The organism is Anaerofustis stercorihominis DSM 17244, from assembly GCF_000154825.1.
GTDB classification, from domain to species: domain Bacteria; phylum Bacillota; class Clostridia; order Eubacteriales; family Anaerofustaceae; genus Anaerofustis; species Anaerofustis stercorihominis.
In genome coordinates, this window is the sequence record NZ_DS560019.1 from 1,158,969 (window position 1) to 1,183,134 (window position 24,166).

The following is a 24,166-nucleotide window of genomic DNA, read 5'->3' on the forward strand; positions in this document are numbered from 1 at the left end:
GTGATTTTTTATTGAGTTTGTATTTTGTTTTATTAAAGATAGAGGGAAAAAATGAATAAATTATATGTGGATATGACCGGTATCAACGGAGGTTTCGGGATAGCGGCGGATAGTGACGGTGGATATATAGGAGGTATAGGACTCGACTTTGAACTTTGGAGCAGAAATCCTATATATTATATTTCAAAAGAACTTAAATGTTATTTGATAAACAAAAGCAGTAAAAGGTTTATGAAATCACCGAAGGATTGGAAAAGTTCTTTGACACCTTATGATAAAATTACGATTTATAAATCGAAAGCGGAAGCGGAAAAATATGTGGACTTTTTAGATATAAATGATGAGCTTGGGGATTTGCCTTCCGCAAAAGATCTTTTTCCCGAAAATGTAATATTTTAATCAGATATGGTCATTATTACATTTAATGTTATATTGTTATATCTGATAATATTTTATCAAAAAGTTGAACGTTTTAATGGTTTATGTTATTATAAAAGGCAACAATTAAGGACTTATTATGTAATGTTTTTTTACTGAAAGGAGGGTAATCATGGAAATGCTAAAAAGACTTGAAGAAAGAATAAAAGAATATTCAAAGGATGCAAATCTGGAGATAATCGAGCGTGCATATCTTCTTGCCAAAGACGCTCATAAAAATCAGACTCGTTATTCCGGAGAACCTTATATATCACACCCTCTTGAAGTAGCCTTTATTTTGACGGATCTGCATATGGATACCGATACAGTATGTGCTGCGATTTTACACGATGTTATAGAAGATACATCCGCAAGCTATGATATGATAAAAAGTAATTTTAATGAAAATATAGCAAACCTCGTAGACGGTGTCACTAAAATAGGTAAGCTTCAGTTTGTGACAAAAGAGCAGAGAGAAGCGGAAAATCTGAGAAAAATGGTTATAGCCATGGCAAATGACGTGAGAGTTATAATCATCAAATTAGCCGACAGGCTTCATAATATGAGGACCCTCTCAGCAATGAGACCCGATAAACAAAGGCAAAAGGCAAGGGAGACTCTCGATATATATGCTCCCATTGCTCACAGGCTCGGTATTTCCAAAATAAAGTGGGAACTCGAAGATCTTGCTTTATTATATTTGGACCCGGAAGCATATCACGATATAGCAAGGAAAGTAGCCCTTAAAAGAGAAGAAAGAGAAGCCTTTATCGACAATGTAAAATATATGCTCGGTAAAGTACTTAAAGAGTCGGGTATCGACGCAAAGATAGAAGGGCGTCCGAAACACTTTTATTCCATTTACAGAAAGATGAAAAAAGGCAAAGCCTTTGAAGAAATATATGATTTATTTGCCATAAGGGTCTTGGTCGATACCGTAAAGGACTGTTATGGTGTCCTCGGGATGGCACATACCCTTTGGAACCCTATGCCGGGAAGATTTAAAGATTATATAGCAATGCCTAAGCCTAATATGTATCAGTCGCTTCATACGACTGTATTCACAAAGGGCTCCGAACCTTTTGAAATACAGATAAGGACCTATGAAATGCACAGGACAGCCGAGTACGGTATCGCTGCACACTGGAAGTACAAAGAAGGTTCAATAAATAAAAAAGATGATAATTTCGAGAAGAGACTCATTTGGATAAGAGAACTGATGGAAATGGAAAATGAACTTGAAAATGCAGATGAGTTCATGGAAGGAGTCAAATTTGATTTATTTACAGACGAAGTTTTCGTATTCACGCCGAATTCAAAGGTTATTCAGCTTCCAAGCGGAGCTTGTCCGATAGATTTTGCATATAGGATACATTCCGATATCGGTAATCAGTGCGTAGGCGCAAAGGTAAACGGAAAAATGGCACCTCTTACCTATAAACTTCAAAACGGAGATATCGTAAGCATAATCACTTCTCCGAATTCAAAAGGACCTAGCAGGGACTGGCTTAATATAGTTAAGAGTTCTCATGCAAAGACGAAGATAAAAGCTTTCTTTAAAAAAGCCGACAGAGAAGAGAATATAATAAGAGGCAAAGAAGCCTTGGAAAAAGAAGTAAAAAAAGAGGGCTATTCCTTAAGTACCATTGCCACAAACGGACATCTCGAATTTGTCAAAAAGAGATTCAACGTAAATACGTGGGACGATTTATATTCCGCAATCGGTTATGGAGGGCTTAAAAGCGGACTTGTTTTTCAAAGGATAAAGGATAATTTTAAGGACGAGTTTGAAAACGAAGAAAAGGAAAAAGAAGTCAAACTTGTTAAAAATAAGAAGAGTAAAAACGGCAATGCAATAAACGTTCAGGGATATACCGACCTTGCAGTTTTCTTTTCAAACTGTTGTAATCCGGTACCGGGAGACAATATCGTAGGTTATATCACGAAAAACAGGGGGGTCTCCATTCACAGGGCCGATTGTATAAATGTAAGCAATACGATAAATCAGGAGAGACTTATAAACGTATCGTGGAACAGTGATGTTTTAAACGAAAACAAGACTTTTGAAGCCGATGTAAGGGTCACTGCACAGGATAGGATAGGTCTTGCGGCAGAGATAACGACCATAGTCAGCAATGAAGGTTTCAGTATGTCTAACTTTTCTGCATGCTCGGATAATAAGCACGGTTCGACAGTAAATATAAGTTTGAACGTTCATAATACAAAAGAACTTGAAGATCTATTCAGAAAAATCAAAAATGTTCAGGGCGTTAAAGATGTTTACAGAGTGTAGTATCTTGCTGTGATTTATAAGATACTACGAATTTAATCAATATAAAAGGAGGATATCATGACAGTACCAACACCTCATATAAATGCAAAAGAAGGGGATTTTCATAAGACGGTTTTAATGCCGGGGGATCCTTTAAGAGCAAAATATATTGCCGAAAACTTTTTAAGTGAAGCGGCGGAAGTAACCAATGTAAGAGGGATGCTGGGATACAGCGGAAAGTATAAGGGTAAGAATATTTCCGTAATGGGTTCGGGAATGGGTATACCTTCAATAAGTATTTATTCTCATGAGTTATACAGTTTTTACGGAGTTGAAAATATAATAAGGATCGGAAGCTGCGGAGGGTACAGCGAAGACGTGAATGTAAATGATGTGATAATAGCGCAGGGTGCATGTACTAATTCCAATTTTATGTCTCAGTTTCATTTGGAAGGGACTTTTGCTCCCATAGCGGACTTTGAACTTTTATTGAATACTTTTAATAAAGCAAAAGAGCTTGGTATAGATGCTAAAGTGGGAAATGTACTATCCAGCGATAACTTTTATGCACAGGGAAGTGAAGGCTGGAAAAAGTGGAAAGATCTGGGTGTACTTGCGGTTGAAATGGAAACCGCGGGATTATATGCCGAAGCGGCAAGCCTGAATAAAAAAGCTCTCGGGATATTTACCGTAAGCGATCACTTTATTTATACCGATACGATACTTTCAAGCAAAGAAAGAGAAACTAAGCTGAATGACATGATAACACTTGCTCTTGAGACTTTTGCGGAGTAAAATAAATACAATTAAATATTTATGAAATAATAAGACATTGCATATGTTGCAGTGTCTTTTGTTTTGAATTGATATCAGTAAAAATTGGGAAAAGTAAAATTTATTTTATGTATAAATAAAATGTCAAGGATTAGAATTTTTAAGAAATCAAATATAAATTATATAATAAAAGAATTAAAAATTTACTTGGTTTTATAAAATTATTTTTAATAATGATATTAAGAAGTTTAATTTATGGAATATAAGTAACAATATAATATATTTTTATATACATTAAAAAGGTATGAAAATTGTTTTAATTTAAATCATATATACAAATATGGATTTTAGAAGCGGTAATATGATTATGGTATATTAAATACAAAAATAAAACGTTGATAAACGTATACATAAATACTATAATATATCTATAAACATAAAAGAGGTGGTCGTATGAAAAAATATATTTTAGCTATTGACTCGGGAACGACGAGCTGCAGGACGATTTTATTTGATGATGAAGCTAATATAGTAAGCGTTGAGCAGAGAGAATTCAAGCAGATATATCCGAAAGCGGGATATGTGGAGCATGACGCAATGGAAATATGGATGACACAGCTATTTACCATAAAGCAGTGTGTTCAAAAATCCGGTGTCGATGTAAAAGACATAAAAGGAGTAGGTATAACAAATCAAAGGGAAACTACCGTAGTATGGGATAAAGATACCGGATATCCTATATATAATGCTATCGTATGGCAGTGCAGAAGGACTGCGGACATATGCGAAGATTTAAAGGATAAGGGGTTTAGCGAATACATAATGAATGCTACGGGGCTTGAAATAGACGCTTATTTTTCAGGGACGAAAATCAAATGGATATTGGATAATGTAGAGGGAGCCAGAGAAAAAGCCGAAGACGGCAAATTACTGTTCGGAACGATAGATACATGGCTTATATATAACCTTACAAAGGGCAAATATCATGTGAGTGACTATACCAATGCTTCTAGGACGATGCTATATAATATAAAAGAATTAAAATGGGACGAAAAGATCCTTGAAGCTTTAGATATACCTAAATCAATGCTTCCAACGGTTGTGGACAGCAGCGGGATAATAGGAAATATGGATAAAGAAATAATCGGAGAAGAGATACCTATAGCAGGTGTTGCGGGAGATCAGCAGTCTGCACTATTCGGTCAGGGGTGTTATGAAGTGGGCGAAGCAAAGAATACTTACGGGACGGGTCTTTTCCTTCTTATGAATACTGGAGAAGAACCTATAAAATCGAAGAACGGGCTTCTTACTACGATAGCATACGGAATAGATGGTACGGTTAATTATGCTTTGGAAGGAAGTGTATTTATCGGCGGTGCTGTCGTTCAGTGGTTAAGAGATGAGCTTGGACTTATTCAAACCGCAAAAGAAACTTATGATATAGCGATGAGCGTTGAAGATACGAACGGGGTATATATCGTTCCCGCATTTACGGGAATGGGGGCTCCTTACTGGGATATGTATGCAAAAGGGATAATCACCGGGCTTACCAGAGGTGCAAAGAAAGCACACATAGTGAGGGCGGCACTTGAAAGTATCGCCTATCAAACAAGGGATTTGTTGGATGCTATAATCGAAGACAGCAATGTTCCTTTAAAAGAATTGATGGTAGACGGCGGGGCGTGTGAAAATGACTTTATAATGCAGTTTCAGGCAAATATGCTGAATTGTCCGGTAAATAAACCGAACTGTATAGAATCCACCGCTTTGGGTGCTGCATTCCTTGCAGGACTTGCGACGGGGGTATGGAAAGATAAAGATGAACTTAAAAAGGTAAGGACAACAAAGAAGATTTTTACCAATGAGATAATAGATGAAAAAAGAGAGGAGTTATACTCAGGGTGGAAAAAATCCGTTGATATTTGTTTGACAAAAAAAGAAGAAGCTTTTGTGTAATATTAAGACCGCTTTAAGCGGTCTTTTTTGATATCTAAATTTTCAGTTTTTATTTCGGGGCACTACGCCTGCCTGCGGCAGATTCCGCGCCCCTTGGTATACGCTAAACAGCTTTTAATATCTTAATAAAATTTTTATAAAATATATTCATCACAAAATAAGAACAAATGTTCATATTTCTATGTACATTTAAAATATTTTGTAGTAAAATTAAATTAAATCTTATAATAATGTGTTTAATGTGAAGTATAAAGTATATAGGAATTAGGTTGGTTTAATAAAAAATAAAAATTGATTATTAAGGAGGTATTTATATGCCTGAATTTAAAGTGCATTCTCCCTTTGAACCGTCGGGAGGACAGCCAGAAGTAATAGATAAGTTATCAAAGAGTATACTCTCAGGGAACAGAGACCAGACTCTTCTCGGTGTTACCGGCTGCGGTAAGACTTATATAATGGCAAAGATAATAGAAAAGGTGCAAAGACCCGCTCTTATTATGGCTCACAACAAAACTTTGGCGGCTCAGCTTGCGAATGAGTTCAGAAGTTTCTTCCCCGATAATGCGGTGGAATATTTTGTAAGCTACTATGATTATTATCAGCCCGAAGCATATGTTCCGGGAAGAGACTTATATATAGCCAAGGACTCCAGCATAAACGACGATATAGATAAACTTCGTCACTCTGCGACCTCGGCGTTATTCGAGCGTAAAGACGTCATAATAATAGCGTCTGTAAGTTGTATTTACGGACTGGGTAGTCCTTTCCACTATAAAGAACAAGTCTTATCTCTTCGTCCTGGAATGATAAAAGAAAGAGACGATGTGATAAGGAAGCTCATAGATATACAGTACACGAGAAACGATATAGATTTTCACAGAGGGACTTTCAGAGTCAGAGGAGACAGCGTAGAGGTATTTCCTGCCAACAGCAGTGAAGAAGCAATAAGGATAGAATTCTTCGATGATGAAATAGACAGGATACTCGAGATAAACTCACTGACGGGAGAGATAATAAGGAGTATAAAGCATCCTTTTATTTATCCTGCAAGTCATTATGTTACGGATGAAGTGAGTATAAATAGAGCCCTTAAATCCATAAGCGAAGAATTAAAAGTTACGGCAGAGGAATTTGAAAAGAACGGGAAGCTTTTGGAAGCACAAAGAATAAGAGAAAGAACTAATTACGATATAGAAATGCTTAGGGAAATAGGAAGCTGTAAAGGAATAGAAAATTATTCAAGACATCTTAATGATCTTCCTCCCGGAGCTCCTCCTTATACTTTGCTTGATTATTTCCCGAAAGATTTTGTTACGTTCATAGATGAATCTCATGTAAGCGTACCTCAGATAAGAGGTATGTACGCAGGGGACAGAGCAAGAAAGATGAACCTTGTGGATTACGGTTTCAGACTTCCTTCAGCTCTCGATAACAGACCACTTAACTTTGAAGAGTTTGAAGAGAGGATGAACCAGCTTGTATACGTATCCGCCACTCCGAACGATTATGAAAAAGAACGTTCCAAAGAAATAGCGGAATGTATAGTAAGACCTACCGGACTTATCGACCCTAAGATAACCGTAAAAGAAACAAAAGGTCAGATAGAAGACTTGATAGGAAGGATAAAGGAAAAGACCGATAAACATGAAAAAGTCCTCGTTACTACTCTTACGAAGCGTATGGCGGAAGATTTAACGAACTACTTAAGTGAAGTCGGTATAAGAGTGGAATACCTTCACTCCGATGTGGATACCATAGAGAGGATGAAGCTGATAAAGGATTTAAGAGATGATGTATTCGACGTGCTTGTGGGTATAAATCTCTTAAGAGAAGGTCTTGATATCCCGGAAGTATCTCTCGTAGCCATACTTGACGCGGATAAGGAAGGTTTCCTCAGAAGCGAGACTTCTCTGATTCAGACAATAGGCAGAGCGGCGAGACATCTTGGAGGGGAAGTAGTCATGTATGCGGATAAGATGACCCCGTCAATGGAAAGAGCCATAGGAGAAACCGACAGAAGAAGAAAGATACAATCCGAGTACAATGAAAAACATCATATCACTCCGAAAGGCATAGTCAAGTCTACGGAAAATGCAATGTCAGCCCTTTCCATAGAAGACGTGAATGCAGAAGATGTAGTAAAGAAGATTACTTCAAACAAAGAAGAATTTGAACATGATGTGGATAAAGAAATCGAATTGTTAACTACGCAAATGAAATTATATGCGAAGAATTTGGAATTCGAACTTGCGGCAAAACTCAGAGATGAGATAGATAAACTAAAAAAATTAAAAACAAAACAATAAAGTTTACCTCCTAAAAAGGAGGTTTTTTATTTTTATTGTTCTTTTTTTTGTCCATATAAAATATATATTATTAAATATATTGTTAGGAGAAAAATTATGGACAACAAAAGTGTAACGGATCAAAGGCTCGAACTATATAACAGAGGAAACCTTAAAATAAATGACTGTATAGATGTGCATAACTTTAATGACGAAACGGTGGTTTTGGAAACTTCTCTTGGTATGCTTACGATAAACGGAGAAGACTTAAAAATAGAAAAACTTAATCTTGAAGACGGAGAAATTGCTCTTAACGGAAATATCTATGCTATAAATTATGATGACGATATAGACTTTATGGAAAAATCATCGGGATTCTTTTCTAAGATATTTAAATAATGAATAATAATTTATATTCGCAGTATTTAGTTCTGCTGGAGACCTTTTACGGCGGATGTATACTCGGGATATTATATCACACAATAACGATAATTATTTATGCTCTTACAAAAAGGGTGACCCTTTCGGATCTTTGTTTTTGCTTGGTAGCGGGAGTTTTTACGGTCAACCTATTTTTTAAGACTACATATTTTGATTTGAGATATTACAGTGTACTGAGTTTTGTATTGGGTTTTACGGCGTACTATTTTCTGATATCACCTTTTTATAAAAGTCTTCTTTTGTTTATAACGAGGAAACTGGGACTCATAAAGACAAATACAAAAAAGGGTATAGTAAAGAGGAAAAGAAAATTTGTTAAGAAACACCAAAAGTCTATCGGCAAAATTAAAAGTTTATTAAAAAGATTTTTGTCTATTCCATTAAAAATAAAAATGAGTTATAATAAATTTAAAGTATATCTTAAAAAAGAAGGAATAGATAATGAGAAGAGAGGACTTAGAACTTTTAAATCCCCAAGACAGCATAGAAGCGAGAAAAAGAAAGAAAAAAAGATTAAAAAAGAGAGCAGGTAAGAAAAAAAGAGTTATTCTTTTGATACTGACTGCTGTCTTTACTTTGTTTGCGGTCAAGATGCTGACTATGGAATACAAATATTATTCCTTGAATAAGCAAAAAAATGAACTTACTCAGCAGATTAGCGAAGAAAAGCTTAAATCGAAGGAACTTAATGAAGAGCTTAATAATTCCGACAGTAAGTCTTATATAGAGTATCTGGCAAAAAAATATCTCGGACTTATCTATCCCAACGAAAAAGTATATGTAACAAACGAAAAGGACAAAAAATAATTATGCTATTTGATACTCATGCTCATTTAAATGACGAAGAATTCAACGAAGGTTTGGATGATATAATAAAAGAGCTTAAAGAAAAACACTTTGACGGAGTCGTAAATATAGGATATGATTATGAATCTTCGTTAAAAGCGGTCGAACTAAGCAAAAAAGAGGATTTTCTCTATGCTTCGGTAGGACTTCATCCTCACGACAGCAAAGATTATAATAAAATCCTTGAAAATGAATTTATTAAGCTGGTGAAAGAGAATGAAAAGGTAGTGGCTTACGGAGAAATAGGGCTTGATTATTACTACGATAATTCTCCCAGAGATATTCAAAAGGAAGTATTTATAAGACAGCTTAAAGTTGCAAGTGAGCTTAATAAACCTGTTATAATCCATTCCAGAGACGCCGCCGGAGATACTTATGATATATTAAAGGCACATTTAAATGGCACGGGGATAATCCATTCATGTTCAGCATCAGCCGAAATGGTCAGAGAATATGTTAAGCTTGGGATGTATACTTCTTTCTCGGGAAGCGTTACTTTTAAAAACGCCAATAACGTTAGGGAAGCCGCAAAAGCTACACCTCTCGATAAACTCTTGATAGAAACTGACTGTCCTTATCTTACTCCCGTACCCTTCAGAGGGAAGCGGAACAAGCCTCCTTATGTGGAATACACCGCAAGGATGCTGGCGGAAGTAAAAGGTATTAGTTATGAAGAAATCATAGAGATAACGAATAAGAATGCAAGAGAAATATTTAAAATAAAATAACGCCTTAGGGCGTTTTTTGTTTAGGGGCGCGGAATCTGCGTAAGCAGGCGTAGTGCCCCGAAGTGATTGGGAAATAATATATATTTTTATTTTAATATAATATATCCTATTAAATATACTATGTTTCATATTGGATTATAAAAAAAGCACCCTTTAAGGGTGCTTTTATACGTTATCGCAAATAAGATATAGGTGTCTTATTTTTTATATTTATCAACATATAAACAATTCATTTAATTTAAAGGATTATATTCTATAGTTTTGGTAAGCTGTCGAACCCTTTTTGTAACATTTCGTCAGTGATTTCTGTATCACTCATTTCACCCGCGTTATACTGCATGTAAGCAGTCATATCGAAGTAACCCGTTCCCGTTAAACCGAATACAATATTTTTTGCTTCTCCGGTTTCTTTGCATTTAAGTGCTTCATCCATTGCAACTTTTATGGCATGAGATGATTCCGGAGCAGGGAGTATTCCTTCCACTCTTGCGAATTCTTCTGCAGCTTTGAATACTTCAGTTTGAGAAACCGTTCTTGCTTCGTCTAAAATTCCGTCATGGTAAAGCTTAGACACTATAGGGCTCATACCATGATATCTTAGTCCGCCCGCATGATTCGGTGAAGGGATAAATCCCGCACCTAATGTATACATCTTTGCAAGAGGTGTTGTTTTTCCCGTATCGCAGAAATCATAAGCATATTTTCCTCTTGTCATCGAAGGACATGACTGAGGTTCTACTGCGATAAAGTGTATATCGTTTTTGCCTTGGATCTTTTCTCCCGCAAATATTCCTATAAGTCCTCCAAGGTTAGAGCCTCCTCCCGCACATCCTATCATGATGTCAGGTTTGATGTCGTATTTTTCAAGGGCTGCTTTTGTCTCTAAACCTATAATGCTTTGATGCATTACTACATGGTCAAGAACAGAACCCAAAACATACTTATAATTATTTTTGACCGCTTCTTCGACAGCTTCGGAAATAGCACATCCGAGGCTTCCGCCCGTTCCCGGATTTTCAGCTAAAATCTTTCTTCCGATTTCCGTTGTTTCTGATGGTGAAGGGATAACTTCTCCTCCGTAAGTTTGAATTACCGCTTTTCTGTATGGTTTTTGTTCGCTTGAAACTTTTACCATATAGACTTTAAGAGGAAGATCGAAGTATGCGCATGCCATTGACATCGCTGTACCCCATTGACCTGCTCCCGTTTCTGTGGTAAGACCTTTGACACCTTGCTTTTTTGCATAATATGTTTGAGCTATAGCTGTATTTAACTTATGTGAGCCTGATGTATTTGTACCTTCGTATTTGTAATAAATATGAGCGGGGGTATCCAAATATTTTTCCAAGAAGTAAGCTCTTACCAATGGGGAAGGTCTGTACATCTTATAAAAATCTCTGATTTCTTTCGGGATATCGAAGTATCTCGTGGTCGTATCAAGTTCCTGATCTACAAGTTCATCACAGAATATCGGTCTTAGTTCATCTCTCGTTATAGGCTGACCCGTTCCCGGATTTAGGAATGGTTCGTGCTGTTCTTTCATATCTGCTTTTATGTTATACCATTGTTTAGGCATCTCTTCTTCACTTAAATAAATTTTGTAAGGTATTTCTTTGTTTTTCATTTTACTTCTCCTTTTCTTTTATAAAAAAAACTCCTATCCCTGTAAGGGACAAGAGTTATATTTCCTGCGGTACCACCCAAATTGCTTATAATAAGCCACTTTGTCATATACTATCATATATGCTTCCTTTATAACGGGCGAAGATCCCGTCAGCGAATACTCTCAAAGATTGATTTGTTCACTGCCCGAGGTAAGTCCATTCGATAAATTTATATCTGCCGATTTCCACCACACACCGGCTCTCTATGAAATATAATCATTTATTTACTACTCTTACCTATATGGTTTAGTCATAATTAATTTTTTTACATCATAATCCTTTTTTTTGTGATTGTCAAGAAAATTTAGATATTTTTTTATTTTGAGTCATGATTTTAGATATGTATCTTTATGAGATATGATTTTATTTTTTTATATTTTAAAATATGTAAGAAATGAACTTTTTAGCTTTTGGAAAGCTTTTTTAATTATTTTACTTTTTCTTTAAGTACCTGTTTTTTATTTATAAATTATGCCTAATTTTTATTAGAAAACTTTATATGTTTTCTTGCTTTATTTAAAAATATTTTGTTATATATTCTATGATTATGTTGTTTCGGTTTCCTTTGAATTTTATAGTTAAAAATTTATTTAACATTTTAATAGTATTATTTTTAGAGGATTTTTTGAGAGGAAAGAATAAAAACACTTTCTTTTCCTGTAAAGTCAATAAAGAAGCTGTGCATATCTAAAAAATGATTTTATTGTATTTATTTTATATTAATGGACTTTATTCTCTATAGGTTCATTGATTATTTTAAGTATTAAAAATAGTATTGATTTGCTCTTTCTTATATCTATCTTATTTAAGTTCTGTTTATATAGGTTTATTTTATATTGTTCGTGTATATACTAAATTATCTTTATAACTTTCCTTAAATTTATTTTGGATTTTTGTTAAGTTATATTACATATCTTGATATATGAAGTTATAGTCGTAATGTATATATAGTAAATCATATATTATGAGTAAAAAAGTTAGCGTTATGGCTGATAATATCATTTTTTATCAGAATTCTTTTATTGGTACTAAAAAAAGTACCCTTTTAGAAAATATTTATTATTGTTTAAAAAGTATATTTACTAGGTAAAGTTTATTTTTCATTTGAATTGTAGGATTATTCAATGTTGGTATTATTAATGTTTTCTTTTAACAAAGGATATTAAATTAAATCATATAAAAATATATATTTTTAAAAAAGAAAAAAACATTAAAAAAGTGTTGACTTTGTATAACAAATGAATATAATAACATATGAACAGATATTCATATATAAAACAAGGAGAAATGGATATGGCAGCAAATATAGAAACATGTGAACTTAAACACGTTCACAAAGATATAGTAAAAGAAGTACACGATAAAATGCCGGATGAAGAAAAGTTATATGATTTAGCGGAACTTTTTAAAGTATTCGGCGATAGTACGAGGATAAAGATTTTAAATGCTTTGCTGGTCAGTGAAATGTGTGTATGCGATATTGCAAATATATTGAATATGACGCAGTCTGCTGTATCTCATCAGCTAAAAAATCTTAAGAATGCAAGGCTTATAAAGAACAGAAAAGACGGAAAAACTGTTTTTTATTCACTTGCCGATGAACATGTGATGACTATACTAAACCAAGGTATAGACCATATAGAAGAATAATTTAATTTTAAAGGAGACATAGAAAATGAAAAAGAAATTAAAAATGGATAATATCGACTGTGCACATTGTGCAATGGAAATGGAAGAAGAAATAAGAAAGATCGACGGAGTAAACAGTGCAAATATCAACTTCATGCTTCAAAAACTTACTTTGGATGCGGACGATGAAAAATTTGATGAAATCTTGGAACAGGCAAGAAAAGCTGTAAAGGGAGTAGATAAAGACGCAGTGATCTTATAGCCTTAAAAGGGAAAAGGTAAAAATTATGGATAAGCAGAAAAAACAACTTTACAAAATCATAGTGGCTTTAATACTTTTCTTTCTCGGTTTTTTTATAAAATACGAGACGATACAAAGCGTATTATATCTTGCGGCTTATGTACTTGCGGGATATGATGTATTATTAAAAGCGGTTAAAAATATATCAAAAGGGAAAGTGTTCGACGAAAACTTTCTTATGGCTATCGCATCTATCGGTTCCATAATATTAAGCGATTATGCCGAAGGTGCTGCGGTTATGTTGTTCTACCAAGTAGGGGAATATTTCCAAAGTTATGCAGTCAATAAATCCAGAAAGTCCATAGGAGATTTGATGGATATTTGCCCGGATTATGCAAATATAGAAAAAGACGGACAAATAATACAAGTAGACCCTGATGATATAGAAATCGGTAATGAAATCATAGTAAAACCGGGAGAGAAAGTTCCTTTGGACGGTATAGTTTTAGGCGGCAACTCCACGCTCGATACATCGGCTTTGACCGGAGAATCCGTACCGAGAGAAGTATATAAAGGGGATGAGATCCTTAGCGGATGTATAAATCTAAATGGTATTTTAAGGATAAAAGTAACGAAAGCGTTTGACGAATCCACTGCGGCTAAGATACTTGAACTCATCGAAAATGCGAGCAGTGAAAAATCCAAGGCAGAAAACTTTATAACGGTATTTGCTAAATACTATACACCAATAGTAGTTACATGTGCATTGCTGCTTGCAGTACTTCCTCCTTTGATTTTAGGTGAGGCTTTCGGCTCATGGATATACAGGGCTCTTATATTCCTTGTTATATCTTGTCCTTGTGCCCTCGTTATATCTATACCTCTCGGTTTCTTCGGCGGTATAGGTGCTGCCAGCAGCAGCGGGGTTTTAGTCAAAGGTTCCAACTACTTGGAAGCACTCTCTAAAAGTGAAATAATGGTATTCGATAAGACCGGTACACTTACAAAAGGAGTATTCAAAGTAGAAGAAGTAAATAATGAAGACGGTGTAGATGCAGATGAACTGATAGAAACCACAGCTTATGCGGAAGCTTTTTCAAATCACCCCATAGCTTTATCCGTAAAGGAAAGATATGGTAAAGATATCGATAATAACAGGGTAGGCGACGTAAAAGAGTTGGCAGGTTTCGGAGTTAAGGCAATTGTCGATGAAAAAGAAGTTTTGGTAGGTAAATATGCTTTGATGAGGGAAAATAATATTGACGCATCGGAAGCAGACAGTATCGGGACCGTACTATACGTGAGTAAAGACGGTAAATTCCTCGGAAGTCTCGTTTTAAGAGATGAAATAAAGGAAGATTCCAAAGAGGCTTTAAAATCTCTTAAAGAAGCGGGTATAAGAAAGACTGTCATGCTTACGGGAGATAAGAAAGAAATCGGTGAATACGTAGGAAAAGAACTTGGGCTTGATGAAGTGTATACAGAACTGCTTCCTATAGATAAAGTAAACAAAGTAAAAGAACTCATGGATAAAAAGTCGGAAAACGGAAAACTTGTATTCGTTGGTGACGGGCTCAATGATGCACCTGTTTTAACCATGGCTGATATAGGCATAGCGATGGGAGGTCTTGGAAGTGATGCTGCAATAGAAGCAAGTGACATCGTTATAATGACGGATGAACCGAGCAAAATAATGACGGGATATAAGATTTCCAAGAAGACACTGAGTATCGTTAAAGAAAATATATTCATCGCATTATTTGTAAAAATCGGAGTTATGGCTCTCGGTGCTTTGGGGCTTGCAAATATGTGGGAAGCGATATTTGCGGATGTGGGCGTTGCTGTAATAGCAATACTTAATTCCATCAGAGTTTTGAGATACAGAGGATAAAGGAAATATATGTGAGTTAAAAAAAGAGCAGTTAACTGCTCTTTTTTATTTTTAAAATATTCATTATCGCCATAATATCCTTAAATGTTCATTTTTAAAAGTATATAATCGTGAATATATATTTTCTTTTGAATAAATAACTGAGAAATGGTATTAATAGTAGATATGAATTAGTTATCGTGCGGGCGCGGAATCTCGCAAAGCGAGGCGTAGTGCCCGAAAGAGGAGAGTCGATATAAAAATTAAAATAAGATTAAAATTTATAAAAGTTGCAATTTTTTTCTTAAATGGTATTGACAATAAATCTAAGTGTGCTAAAATACTATTAGCACTCAGGAAAGATGAGTGCTAATGAATAGAAGAGTAAGAAAATAATATAAATTATTAGGAGGAGTGAGTAAAAAATGAAATTACAACCACTTGGCGACAAAGTCGTAATCAAAGTAAAGGAAGAAGAAAAGACTACAGCAACAGGTATTATATTACCTGATACAGCAAAGGAAAAACCTGTAATGGGTGAAATCGTTGCGGTTGGTTCCGGTGAAATCGTAGACGGTAAAAAAGTTGCATTAGATGTTAAAGAAGGCGACACTGTAATTTATTCCAAATATGCAGGTTCTGAAGTTAAATTGGAAGGCGAAGAATATCTTATTTTAAGACAAAGCGATATTTTAGCTATCGTAAAATAATTAGAGAGTAAGGAAAGGTGATATAAAATGGCAAAAGAAATTAAACATGGTATAGAAGCAAGAGAAGGCTTAAGAGCCGGTGTTGACAAATTAGCGGATACAGTTAAAGTAACACTCGGACCAAGAGGAAGAAACGTAGTTTTAGGTAAAAGTTTCGGTTCTCCGATAATCACAAACGACGGTGTAACTATTGCAAGAGAAATCGAACTTGAAGACCAATTTGAAAATATGGGTGCACAGCTTGTAAAAGAAGTTGCTACAAAGACAAATGATGTTGCGGGGGACGGTACAACGACCGCTACTATCCTTACACAGTCAATCATCAACGAAGGTCTTAAAAACGTAACTGCGGGTGCAAACCCAATGATACTTAAAAAAGGTATCGAAAAAGCAGTTGATACTTTCGTGGAAGAACTTAAGAAAATTTCAAAACCTGTAGAAGGTAAAAAAGCTATAGCACAAGTTGCTGCTATTTCTTCAGCTGATGACACTGTAGGCGAACTTATTTCAGAAGCTATGGAAAAAGTAGGTAACGACGGTGTTATAACGATCGAAGAAGGTAAATCAATGAAAGTTGAACTTGAATTTACCGAAGGTATGCAGTTCGACAGAGGTTACTTATCTGCATATATGGCTACAGATGTTGAAAAAATGGAATGTGTATACGACAAACCATACATCCTTTTAACAGATAAGAAAATCGGCAACATGCAGGAAATCCTACCTGTATTGACTGAACTTCAGCAAGCAGGCGGTAATTTATTGATTATTGCTGACGATATCGAAGGTGAAGCACTTTCTACATTGATAGTTAATAAACTCAGAGGAGTAATCAACTGTGTAGCTGTAAAAGCTCCCGGTTTCGGAGACAGAAGAAAAGCTATGTTGGATGATTTAGCTATTTTAACAGGCGGTACTGTAATCAGTGAAGAGCTTGGTATGGACCTTAAATCAACAACACTTGATATGTTAGGTAGAGCAAGTCAAGTAAGAGTTGATAAAGAAAATACTATCATCGTTGAAGGTAAAGGCGACCAAGAAAAAATCGAAGACAGAAGAAGCCAAATCAAAGCACAAATCCCTGAAACTACTTCAGAATACGATAAAGAAAAATTACAGGAAAGACTTGCTAAACTTTCAGGCGGTGTAGCGGTTATCCAAGTCGGTGCTGCAACAGAAACCGAAATGAAAGAAAAGAAATACAGAATCGAAGATGCTCTTAACGCTACAAGAGCTGCGGTTGAAGAAGGTATCGTACCTGGAGGCGGCAGCGCAATGATAGCTACTATACCTGCAATCGATGAATTGATAGCTTCTCTTGAAGGAGACGAAAAGACAGGTGCTTCTATCATAAGAAGAGCCGTTGAAGCTCCAATCAGACAAATCGCTTATAATGCAGGCGTTGAAGGAAGCGTAGTGGTTGATAAATTATTAAACGAAGAAAAAGGCAAAGGTTTCGATGCTTATAACTTTAAATATGAAGACATGTTTGAAGCAGGTATCGTAGACCCAACAAAAGTTTCAAGATCAGCTATGCAAAATGCAGCAAGCGTAAGTGCAATGTTCTTAACAACAGAAGCAAGTGTTGCTGATATCAAATCAGAAGAAAATGCTCCTCAAATGACACCTCCTATGATGTAATTATCTATAGGGCTATGACCTGTGACCCTGTTCTCTTGAAAAATCAAAAGGACCTAAAATTTCCATTCAAGCAGTGGAGGCTAATTCTCGATTTGATGATTAATTAAAATTCATAGAAATTTTAATTAAGAAATCTCGATTATTTAAAAGAAAGTCAGTGGAACATGGGGTAATAGAATATAATTTATAATCAAAAGCTCTCTTAATATTAAGAGAGCTTTTTTGAATGATAGGTTTTATTGTTATCTTTTAGATTTTAGATTATTAATATATAACTGATGTATAGTGATTTTATTAAAATTCAATTTATTATATTTTATATACCTGAGTTATTATAAGTTGAAACAGCATTATCGAAATATATTTTAAATTTGCTTATAAAAAAGAAATTCTTTATTTTTTGATAAATCACGTCTTTTTTAGTATCGTTATACTTATCGTAAATAAGATATAGGATTATGTATTTGTAAAATATAAATCCTAAGTTTGATATGCTTGATTTTGTTTTGTCTTTTTCAAGCAAACTTAGAGGCGTTTCATATTCCCCCAAAAGCATAAACATTCTGTATTTTTCGAATGAGTTTATTTGAGAGTTAGGAGTGTAATCTGTGATTATTTTTATATAATGATCTTTTTCTTTATTATTCAGTTCTAAATTATGCTCATAAGCATTTATGATTTTGAATTTTACTTTCGCAAAAGAAACTTCTTCACATTCGTTCAGTTTATTGAGCTCCGCTATAGCTTTATTTATGCTTATTTGTTTAAGTTCGTATTTTATGATGATTTCATTTAGATAATAATTATCATTTTTTTCGCTGTCTTTGATTTTATTTAGTCTTTCCGATTTCTTCTTCATTACTTTTTTGTATAAGTCATCCGATATACCTAAATTTATTAGAAATAAAATCAAGTCCAAAGCTATGGGTATGAGTATCAAAGGCAGGAAGATATAACTTTTAAAAAAGATACTGATAAGTATAAGTATGATAAATATGAATATGTTTTTTATGAGTTTTAGGTTGAGATTTTTAAAATTTAAATTTATTAAATAAAAATCTTTATCAAAATAATACATTTTTACCGCTCCTATTGAAAAAAGTTTTTCATTTTGTTATAATCCATATATAACATAAATATTATGTGATTGTCAATAAAAATTTTGATTACGGAGAAATAACGATGAATAAAGTTGAAGAAAGACAAATGAAAATAATGGATATAATAAAGAAACATAAGCATATTACCATAAACGAACTCGGAGAAATGCTTGGAGTGTCTCATCTTACCATAAGAAGGGATTTGAAAGTTTTGGAGGAGAGAGAGAATATCTCCATTGCTTACGGAGGGACTGTCTTCAGTAAAGAAGAATTTACTCATTTTTCCAAAAGGGAACTTGAAAATTTGGACTTTAAATCCGACATTGCCCTTAGGGCTATTGATCATGTGGAGGACAATGATATTATTTATATAGGAGGAGGAAGTACATGTATAGAGTTTTCAAAAGTACTTCTTGCAAGCAAATACGATTATAATCTGAATATCGTGACGAGCTGTGTAAATGTGGCAAGGACGGTATCTAAAATGCCTTCGGTAAATGTTACATTGCTGGGAGGAAGTCTTATAAATGAGAATGAAAGTATGGTATCTCTCTTCTCTTTGGATATAATAAAGGAACTGAATTTTAATAAGGCATTTTTGGGATGTTTGGGGCTCACCGATAAAAAGGGAGCAATGTTTATAGATTTAACTTTAGCAAAACTAAAAAAGATAGTAGCCGTAAATTCTCAGGAAGTGATTTTAATGTGTGACTATAATAAAATCGGTAAACAGTCCATGGCAACTGGGCTTGAGATAGATGATATCGATGTAATAATAACAAATAAAGAAGCTTGTGAGATAAAGGAACTTCGGGAAATAAAAAAACATGATGTAAAAATAGATTTGGTTTAAACACAATACAATAACATATGCTGAGCATATGTTATTTTTTTATCATAATATTGTAATTATGATAAAATATTATCAAAAGTAATGAAAAACTATTGACATAATAATACATGTATAATATAATTTTTACAAAACAGGGAGGAAATACCATGTTGATCGATTTTATACCTGAAAATTTTATCAAAGTTACCAAAAGTGTAAAAGATTTTAAAGAAGCCGTAAGAGAAGCCGGTGAAATATTACTGAGTAACGGGATAATAGAAGAAGTTTACATTGAAAAAATGATAGAAGTTGCCGAAACTCAAAAATATATTGTCATTGCTCCTCATATTGCGATGCCGCATGCAAGGCCGGAGGACGGGGTAATAAAAAACGGGATGTCAATGCTCTATTTAAAAGAAGGGGTGGATTTCGGACACAGTGAGCATGACCCTGTAAAGGTGGTTTTTGCTCTTGCCGGTAAGGATCACGACAGTCATTTGGGACTTTTGTCTAATTTATGCGAAGTATTGGATGATGATGATTTTGTAAAAAGATTATTAAATATACAAAACAAGGAACAGATAATCAAACTTTTATCAAAATAAATCAAAGGAGGTGTGAAAAATGAAGTTGCCTATCAGGATTTTATGTGTTTGCCAAATGGGGCTTGGAAGTTCCGTCATGCTCAAACTAAATATTCAAAAAGCCGTTAAGGAACTTGGTATCGAAGCTACTGTTGACAGCTGTAATGCTTCTTTGGCAAAGGGGCTTATGGACAGTGTGGATTTGATAATAACAAATTCGGATGTGGCGCCTGTAGTAAGGGAATACGGGAAGCCTATCATCGAACTTGTTAATATGGTAAGCAAAAAAGAATTGGCTGAAAAGTTAGGAGAATATGTAAAAAATAATAATTAAATAAAATTAAGGGGTACAATATGGATTTATTAATCAAAGTTGTTACACAGTTTTTCGGAAACGGGACGATAGTTCTGGGGCTTGTCGCTCTTATAGGCTCTATCCTCCTAAAGAAAAAGGGAAGCGAAATACTGTTATCAACAATAAAATGTATGTTAGGATTTGCAATAATGGACGGAGGAAGTACTCTTCTTCTAAATGCAATGGGACCTTTGAAGGAATGTATATTCCAAGGGCTCAACACTAAAGGTGTGCTTCAGCAGATGTGGCCTGCTTATGTTGCATGTTCCGAAAATTTTGCCGGAGAAATAGCGATAGTTTTTCTTCTTTCAATGCTTGTAAACGGAGTTTTGGTTAGATTTACCAAAAACAAGGGATTTGCTCTAACGGTTCATCTTCAGTTGTTTGTTGCCGCAATGTTTGTAGCATTCCTACATGTAACGACTCTTCCTACATTATGGATAATCATCATATCCACGATAGGCAGCGGTGTTTATAACTGGATAGCTGTAGGCGTTTCTCATTATTATATGAAGAAGACGGATATGACAGATGAATTTGGTTTATTTGTTTTCTGTAACTGGGGTATGGCATTATCCGAACTTATATCTAAAATAATCGGTAAAGGCAAAGATGCGGAAGATATAAACTTCCCGGAATCTTTGATGTGGCTAAAAGATACTTTTACCGCAATTACCATAACGATGTTCATAAATTATTTTATATTTGGCTTGATCGCAGGTGTTGATTTTGTGTCTAAGTTGGCAGGAGACCAATTCTGGTGGTTGTTCTTATTCTTACAGTCATTGTCATTCTCTGCGGGACTTGCCGTAATACTTTACGGAGTTAAGATGTTTATAGCTGAAATTATACCTGCATTTGTTGGTATAGCGGACGCGATATTACCTGATGCGGTAGTAGGTCTAGATTATCCTACAGCATTCCAATTCTCTCCTACAGCGGTTATGTTTGGATTTATAGCAAATTTGCTCGGTTCTCTATGTGCGACTGTATTGATGGTAGTTGTGGGTATGCCTGTATTGGTAGTTCCGGGTATACAAGGGCAATTCTTCGAAGGAGCCATAGTGGGTGTGTTCGGAAATCGTATAGGGGGACTTAGAGTAGCACTTGTTGCATCTTTCTTATATGGATTTATAACGCTGTTCTTGATTTCGTTCATTGCACCTTCAAGCGGTGTGCTTTTGGAAGCCGGAGCATTCTATGAAAGTGCTGAATTTGCGATACTTCCTTTAATTATTCAAAAAATCGTTATGCTGTTTGGTTAAGGAGAATAATTATTATGAAATATATCATGACAACCAGAGGTAAGATCGAAGACAGTGAATTGGGGTTTACCTATGAGCATGAACATCTATATACATACTTGGCTCAAAAAGACGGGGCTTTCGATTATGAGGTTACCAATCTCGATAATATGGAAAAAGATTTGAAGGATATCAAAGCGTGCGGATGTAACAGTATAGTTGACGCAAGTGCTATAGGTATGGGAAGGAACGCGGAATTTTTAAATGCTTTGTCAATCAGGACAGGAATGAATGTGATTTGCACAACAGGATTTTACAGAGATGAATATATCCCCGATGTGATTAAAGATATGAGTGACAATAAAGTTTATGATTTGATAATGAATGAAATAAATAACGGTATAGGTTATACCGGGATAAGACCCGGAATGATAAAAATAGGCGTAAGCAAAGATATCGTCACGGATGAGGAGTTCAGGCTTGGAAAAATCATGTGTGCTGTTCAAAGAGAGACAAATTTACCTTTTTATGTCCATTTCACCGATGGTACTTGTGCAGTTGAAACCGCAAAATATCTCATAGATAGCGGTGCGGTAAAAGAAAAACTTATTCTAGGTCATGTCGATGTTCCAAAAGACAGGTATTATCTGGAAAAGTTATGCAGCTTTGGTGTTAATGTTTCCATGGATAAATTCGGAAGGGACTATAATAATCATGATAAAAACAAAGTGGATATAGTGAAGTATTTAATCGGCAAAGGCTATTTGAATCGGATACTAGTAGGCGGAGATATGGGAAATACAAAGTATCTTAGTAGTTACTCCGGTAAACCCGGTCTCGATTATATAATAAAAGAACTTATCCCGTACATGATAAACATGGGTATAAACAAAGAAGATATTAAACAAATATTCGAGGGTAATCCGTCAAGGATATTTTCGGTGTAGGTTTTTCCCTCCTCCTTTAAATTAAAATTTTGAAAAGTGTACTTGAAAAAGTGCACTTTTGATATATTTAAATCCTTTTAAATATTGACAATAAGATATTTTAAACTTATAATAATACTACTTGATTTAAAAGTAAGTAAGAGGAGTAGGTTTTACATCATACAAGGGATAAAATGCCGTGACTGGAAGCATTTTTTATGCTCTGTAACTCCGAATAACAACTTGCATGAATTACTTTTGAATTTAAATAAAGCGGGTATTATACCAATTAGGGTGGCACCGCGGGAAAATGAATTCTCGTCCCTGACATTTTTATTAATGTCGGGGACTTATTTTTATATAGAAAGGATAAAAAATGGGAAATAAAATATTTGCTCCAAAAGGGACCAGAGATATTCTTCCGAAGGAAGTAAAAGCCTGGGAAATGGTTGAAGGAAAAATCAAGGAAATATGTTCGGCTTTTAATTATAAACAAATAAGGGTGCCTGATTTTGAACATTATGCACTGTTTGACAGAGGGGTAGGAGAGTCTACGGATATAGTAAGCAAGGAGATGTATACTCTTAATCACAGGGGAAGCGATGTGTTCGCACTAAAGCCTGAAGGTACAAGCTCCGTCATAAGAGCTTTCATCGAGCACGGTATGACAAGCGGTATCACACCGACGAAGCTTTATTACATCACTTCGTGTTTCAGAAGCGAAAGACCTCAAAAGGGCAGACAGCGTCAGTTCCACCAGTTCGGTATCGAAGCCATAGGGTCATATTCCGCAAGCATGGATGCGGAAGTTATCATGTTAGTAGATACACTGTTCAGCGAGCTTAAAATAAAAGGACTGGAGCTTAGGATAAACAGTGTCGGATGTCCTAAGTGCAGGAGTGACTATTACGAAAGACTTAAAAATTTTGTGGAGCCGTTTAAAAATGAACTCTGTGAAGATTGTCAGGACAGGCTGAGTAAAAATCCTATGAGGATTTTAGACTGCAAAAACGAACACTGCAAGACTTTACTTAAAGAAGCTCCTTTGATGGTGGATTATTTATGTGAAGACTGTAAGGAACATTTTGAAAGTGTTAAAGAATATTTAAATTCTGCAGGTATAGATTTCGTCGTGGATCCTAAAATAGTAAGAGGACTTGATTATTATACTCAAACAGCATTTGAATTCGTTTCTACGGATTTGGGTTCACAGGGGACCGTATGCGGTGGCGGAAGGTATAACGGTTTAGTCAAAATGATAGGCGGGAGCGATACTCCGGGTGTTGGCTTCGGACTGGGACTTGAAAGACTTATGCTTATAATGGAAGAGCAGGGGCTTTTGAATGATATGGAAGAAGACGGTATAGATATATACTTGGCGCCTGTGGGAAAAGACGCTTTGAAGATAGCCTTCAAATCTTTCAGAGAGCTTACCAAGAAGGGCATAAAGTCCGGCATAGACGTAATGGACAGAAGCCTCAAGGCTCAAATGAAATATGCAAATAAAGTAAATACGAAATATACTGCTATTTTGGGAGAAGATGAACTTAATAAAGGGGTTTATACTGTAAGGAATATGGGAACAAAAGAGCAGGAAGAAATAAAAATTGAAAATTTAACGGAATATATAAAAGGGAGTTTAGGAGAGTAA

At 35.0% G+C, this 24,166-nt stretch carries 22 protein-coding genes and 1 other annotated feature; of the genes, 20 read left to right on the forward strand and 2 right to left on the reverse strand.

Features of this window, described 5'->3' with window-relative positions:
• Window positions 1-51: 51 nt before the first annotated feature.
• The 9 genes from ANASTE_RS11570 (at window position 52) to ANASTE_RS10475 (ending at window position 9,719) form a co-directional block, all read left to right on the forward strand.
• On the forward strand, window positions 52-399 hold the full coding sequence (locus tag ANASTE_RS11570; protein WP_007050987.1) for a hypothetical protein: 348 nt from the start codon (window positions 52-54) through the stop codon (window positions 397-399).
• Window positions 400-556: 157 nt separating this feature from the next.
• Window positions 557-2,710 (forward strand): RelA/SpoT family protein, encoded by a 2,154-nt coding sequence (locus ANASTE_RS10440; RefSeq protein WP_039945849.1) that lies wholly within the window; start codon window positions 557-559, stop codon window positions 2,708-2,710.
• A 57-nt stretch (window positions 2,711-2,767) separates the two neighbouring features.
• On the forward strand, window positions 2,768-3,484 hold the full coding sequence (gene deoD, locus ANASTE_RS10445) for a purine-nucleoside phosphorylase (RefSeq protein WP_007050989.1): 717 nt from the start codon (window positions 2,768-2,770) through the stop codon (window positions 3,482-3,484).
• A gap of 432 nt (window positions 3,485-3,916) precedes the next feature.
• On the forward strand, window positions 3,917-5,419 hold the full coding sequence (gene glpK, locus ANASTE_RS10450) for a glycerol kinase GlpK (protein WP_007050990.1): 1,503 nt from the start codon (window positions 3,917-3,919) through the stop codon (window positions 5,417-5,419).
• Window positions 5,420-5,733: 314 nt separating this feature from the next.
• On the forward strand, window positions 5,734-7,725 hold the full coding sequence (gene uvrB / locus ANASTE_RS10455; protein ID WP_007050991.1) for an excinuclease ABC subunit UvrB: 1,992 nt from the start codon (window positions 5,734-5,736) through the stop codon (window positions 7,723-7,725).
• A gap of 96 nt (window positions 7,726-7,821) precedes the next feature.
• On the forward strand, window positions 7,822-8,103 hold the full coding sequence (yabP, locus tag ANASTE_RS10460; RefSeq protein ID WP_007050992.1) for a sporulation protein YabP: 282 nt from the start codon (window positions 7,822-7,824) through the stop codon (window positions 8,101-8,103).
• On the forward strand, window positions 8,103-8,678 hold the full coding sequence (gene yabQ, locus ANASTE_RS10465) for a spore cortex biosynthesis protein YabQ (RefSeq protein WP_007050993.1): 576 nt from the start codon (window positions 8,103-8,105) through the stop codon (window positions 8,676-8,678). The genes yabP and yabQ overlap by 1 nt, the downstream gene beginning before the upstream one ends.
• Before the next feature lie 19 nt (window positions 8,679-8,697).
• Window positions 8,698-8,952, forward strand: a complete 255-nt coding sequence (locus tag ANASTE_RS11795) for an FtsB family cell division protein (RefSeq protein ID WP_187361983.1) — start codon at window positions 8,698-8,700, stop codon at window positions 8,950-8,952.
• A gap of 2 nt (window positions 8,953-8,954) precedes the next feature.
• Window positions 8,955-9,719: a TatD family hydrolase gene (locus ANASTE_RS10475; protein ID WP_007050995.1), complete on the forward strand. Its 765-nt coding sequence runs from the start codon at window positions 8,955-8,957 to the stop codon at window positions 9,717-9,719.
• A gap of 253 nt (window positions 9,720-9,972) precedes the next feature.
• Here the strand turns inward: ANASTE_RS10475 and ANASTE_RS10480 are convergent, their stop codons facing one another.
• Complete coding sequence (locus tag ANASTE_RS10480) at window positions 9,973-11,343, reverse strand: TrpB-like pyridoxal phosphate-dependent enzyme (RefSeq protein ID WP_007050996.1); 1,371 nt, start codon at window positions 11,341-11,343, stop codon at window positions 9,973-9,975.
• 41 nt (window positions 11,344-11,384) lie between these two features.
• Window positions 11,385-11,627: a binding site (T-box leader), on the reverse strand.
• Window positions 11,628-12,670: 1,043 nt separating this feature from the next.
• On the opposite strand from ANASTE_RS10480, the gene ANASTE_RS10485 reads away from it, so the two are divergent.
• From ANASTE_RS10485 to groL, 5 genes are all read left to right on the forward strand, one after another.
• Entirely contained in the window at window positions 12,671-13,033 is a 363-nt protein-coding gene (locus ANASTE_RS10485) for an ArsR/SmtB family transcription factor (protein ID WP_341271242.1), read from the forward strand.
• 25 nt (window positions 13,034-13,058) lie between these two features.
• Window positions 13,059-13,274: a heavy-metal-associated domain-containing protein gene (locus tag ANASTE_RS10490; RefSeq protein ID WP_007050999.1), complete on the forward strand. Its 216-nt coding sequence runs from the start codon at window positions 13,059-13,061 to the stop codon at window positions 13,272-13,274.
• Window positions 13,275-13,299: 25 nt separating this feature from the next.
• Window positions 13,300-15,144, forward strand: coding sequence for a heavy metal translocating P-type ATPase (locus ANASTE_RS10495; RefSeq protein ID WP_007051000.1), 1,845 nt, complete (start codon window positions 13,300-13,302; stop codon window positions 15,142-15,144).
• A 404-nt stretch (window positions 15,145-15,548) separates the two neighbouring features.
• Window positions 15,549-15,833 (forward strand): co-chaperone GroES, encoded by a 285-nt coding sequence (groES, locus tag ANASTE_RS10500; RefSeq protein WP_007051001.1) that lies wholly within the window; start codon window positions 15,549-15,551, stop codon window positions 15,831-15,833.
• A 27-nt stretch (window positions 15,834-15,860) separates the two neighbouring features.
• On the forward strand, window positions 15,861-17,474 hold the full coding sequence (groL, locus tag ANASTE_RS10505; RefSeq protein ID WP_007051002.1) for a chaperonin GroEL: 1,614 nt from the start codon (window positions 15,861-15,863) through the stop codon (window positions 17,472-17,474).
• A 316-nt stretch (window positions 17,475-17,790) separates the two neighbouring features.
• Here groL and ANASTE_RS10510 read toward each other — a convergent pair whose 3' ends face one another.
• Window positions 17,791-18,552, reverse strand: coding sequence for a hypothetical protein (locus ANASTE_RS10510; protein ID WP_007051003.1), 762 nt, complete (start codon window positions 18,550-18,552; stop codon window positions 17,791-17,793).
• A gap of 104 nt (window positions 18,553-18,656) precedes the next feature.
• Between ANASTE_RS10510 and ANASTE_RS10515 the strand changes: the two genes are divergently transcribed.
• The 6 genes from ANASTE_RS10515 (at window position 18,657) to hisS (ending at window position 24,166) form a co-directional block, all read left to right on the forward strand.
• Entirely contained in the window at window positions 18,657-19,427 is a 771-nt protein-coding gene (locus ANASTE_RS10515; RefSeq protein WP_039945591.1) for a DeoR/GlpR family DNA-binding transcription regulator, read from the forward strand.
• 146 nt (window positions 19,428-19,573) lie between these two features.
• On the forward strand, window positions 19,574-20,011 hold the full coding sequence (locus ANASTE_RS10520; RefSeq protein ID WP_039945593.1) for a PTS sugar transporter subunit IIA: 438 nt from the start codon (window positions 19,574-19,576) through the stop codon (window positions 20,009-20,011).
• Between the two features lie 19 nt (window positions 20,012-20,030).
• Window positions 20,031-20,324, forward strand: a complete 294-nt coding sequence (locus ANASTE_RS10525; protein WP_039945596.1) for a PTS sugar transporter subunit IIB — start codon at window positions 20,031-20,033, stop codon at window positions 20,322-20,324.
• A gap of 20 nt (window positions 20,325-20,344) precedes the next feature.
• Window positions 20,345-21,610 (forward strand): PTS transporter subunit IIC, encoded by a 1,266-nt coding sequence (locus ANASTE_RS10530; protein WP_007051007.1) that lies wholly within the window; start codon window positions 20,345-20,347, stop codon window positions 21,608-21,610.
• A gap of 14 nt (window positions 21,611-21,624) precedes the next feature.
• Window positions 21,625-22,536, forward strand: coding sequence for a phosphotriesterase family protein (locus ANASTE_RS10535; protein ID WP_007051008.1), 912 nt, complete (start codon window positions 21,625-21,627; stop codon window positions 22,534-22,536).
• A 355-nt stretch (window positions 22,537-22,891) separates the two neighbouring features.
• The gene (hisS, locus tag ANASTE_RS10540; protein WP_007051010.1) at window positions 22,892-24,166 is read left to right on the forward strand and encodes a histidine--tRNA ligase; all 1,275 of its coding nucleotides are present in this window, start codon (window positions 22,892-22,894) and stop codon (window positions 24,164-24,166) included.

Bases quoted from the DNA above. Each gene is read 5' to 3' on its own strand.
- ANASTE_RS11570 (WP_007050987.1), top strand. From the start codon at position 52: ATGAATAAATTATATGTGGATATGACCGGTATCAACGGAGGTTTCGGG.
- ANASTE_RS10440 (WP_039945849.1), top strand. From the start codon at position 557: ATGCTAAAAAGACTTGAAGAAAGAATAAAAGAATATTCAAAGGATGCA.
- deoD (WP_007050989.1), top strand. From the start codon at position 2,768: ATGACAGTACCAACACCTCATATAAATGCAAAAGAAGGGGATTTTCAT.
- glpK (WP_007050990.1), top strand. From the start codon at position 3,917: ATGAAAAAATATATTTTAGCTATTGACTCGGGAACGACGAGCTGCAGG.
- uvrB (WP_007050991.1), top strand. From the start codon at position 5,734: ATGCCTGAATTTAAAGTGCATTCTCCCTTTGAACCGTCGGGAGGACAG.
- yabP (WP_007050992.1), top strand. From the start codon at position 7,822: ATGGACAACAAAAGTGTAACGGATCAAAGGCTCGAACTATATAACAGA.
- yabQ (WP_007050993.1), top strand. From the start codon at position 8,103: ATGAATAATAATTTATATTCGCAGTATTTAGTTCTGCTGGAGACCTTT.
- ANASTE_RS10475 (WP_007050995.1), top strand. From the start codon at position 8,955: ATGCTATTTGATACTCATGCTCATTTAAATGACGAAGAATTCAACGAA.
- ANASTE_RS10480 (WP_007050996.1), bottom strand. From the start codon at position 11,343: ATGAAAAACAAAGAAATACCTTACAAAATTTATTTAAGTGAAGAAGAG.
- ANASTE_RS10485 (WP_341271242.1), top strand. From the start codon at position 12,671: ATGGATATGGCAGCAAATATAGAAACATGTGAACTTAAACACGTTCAC.
- ANASTE_RS10490 (WP_007050999.1), top strand. From the start codon at position 13,059: ATGAAAAAGAAATTAAAAATGGATAATATCGACTGTGCACATTGTGCA.
- ANASTE_RS10495 (WP_007051000.1), top strand. From the start codon at position 13,300: ATGGATAAGCAGAAAAAACAACTTTACAAAATCATAGTGGCTTTAATA.
- groES (WP_007051001.1), top strand. From the start codon at position 15,549: ATGAAATTACAACCACTTGGCGACAAAGTCGTAATCAAAGTAAAGGAA.
- groL (WP_007051002.1), top strand. From the start codon at position 15,861: ATGGCAAAAGAAATTAAACATGGTATAGAAGCAAGAGAAGGCTTAAGA.
- ANASTE_RS10510 (WP_007051003.1), bottom strand. From the start codon at position 18,552: ATGTATTATTTTGATAAAGATTTTTATTTAATAAATTTAAATTTTAAA.
- ANASTE_RS10515 (WP_039945591.1), top strand. From the start codon at position 18,657: ATGAATAAAGTTGAAGAAAGACAAATGAAAATAATGGATATAATAAAG.
- ANASTE_RS10520 (WP_039945593.1), top strand. From the start codon at position 19,574: ATGTTGATCGATTTTATACCTGAAAATTTTATCAAAGTTACCAAAAGT.
- ANASTE_RS10525 (WP_039945596.1), top strand. From the start codon at position 20,031: ATGAAGTTGCCTATCAGGATTTTATGTGTTTGCCAAATGGGGCTTGGA.
- ANASTE_RS10530 (WP_007051007.1), top strand. From the start codon at position 20,345: ATGGATTTATTAATCAAAGTTGTTACACAGTTTTTCGGAAACGGGACG.
- ANASTE_RS10535 (WP_007051008.1), top strand. From the start codon at position 21,625: ATGAAATATATCATGACAACCAGAGGTAAGATCGAAGACAGTGAATTG.
- hisS (WP_007051010.1), top strand. From the start codon at position 22,892: ATGGGAAATAAAATATTTGCTCCAAAAGGGACCAGAGATATTCTTCCG.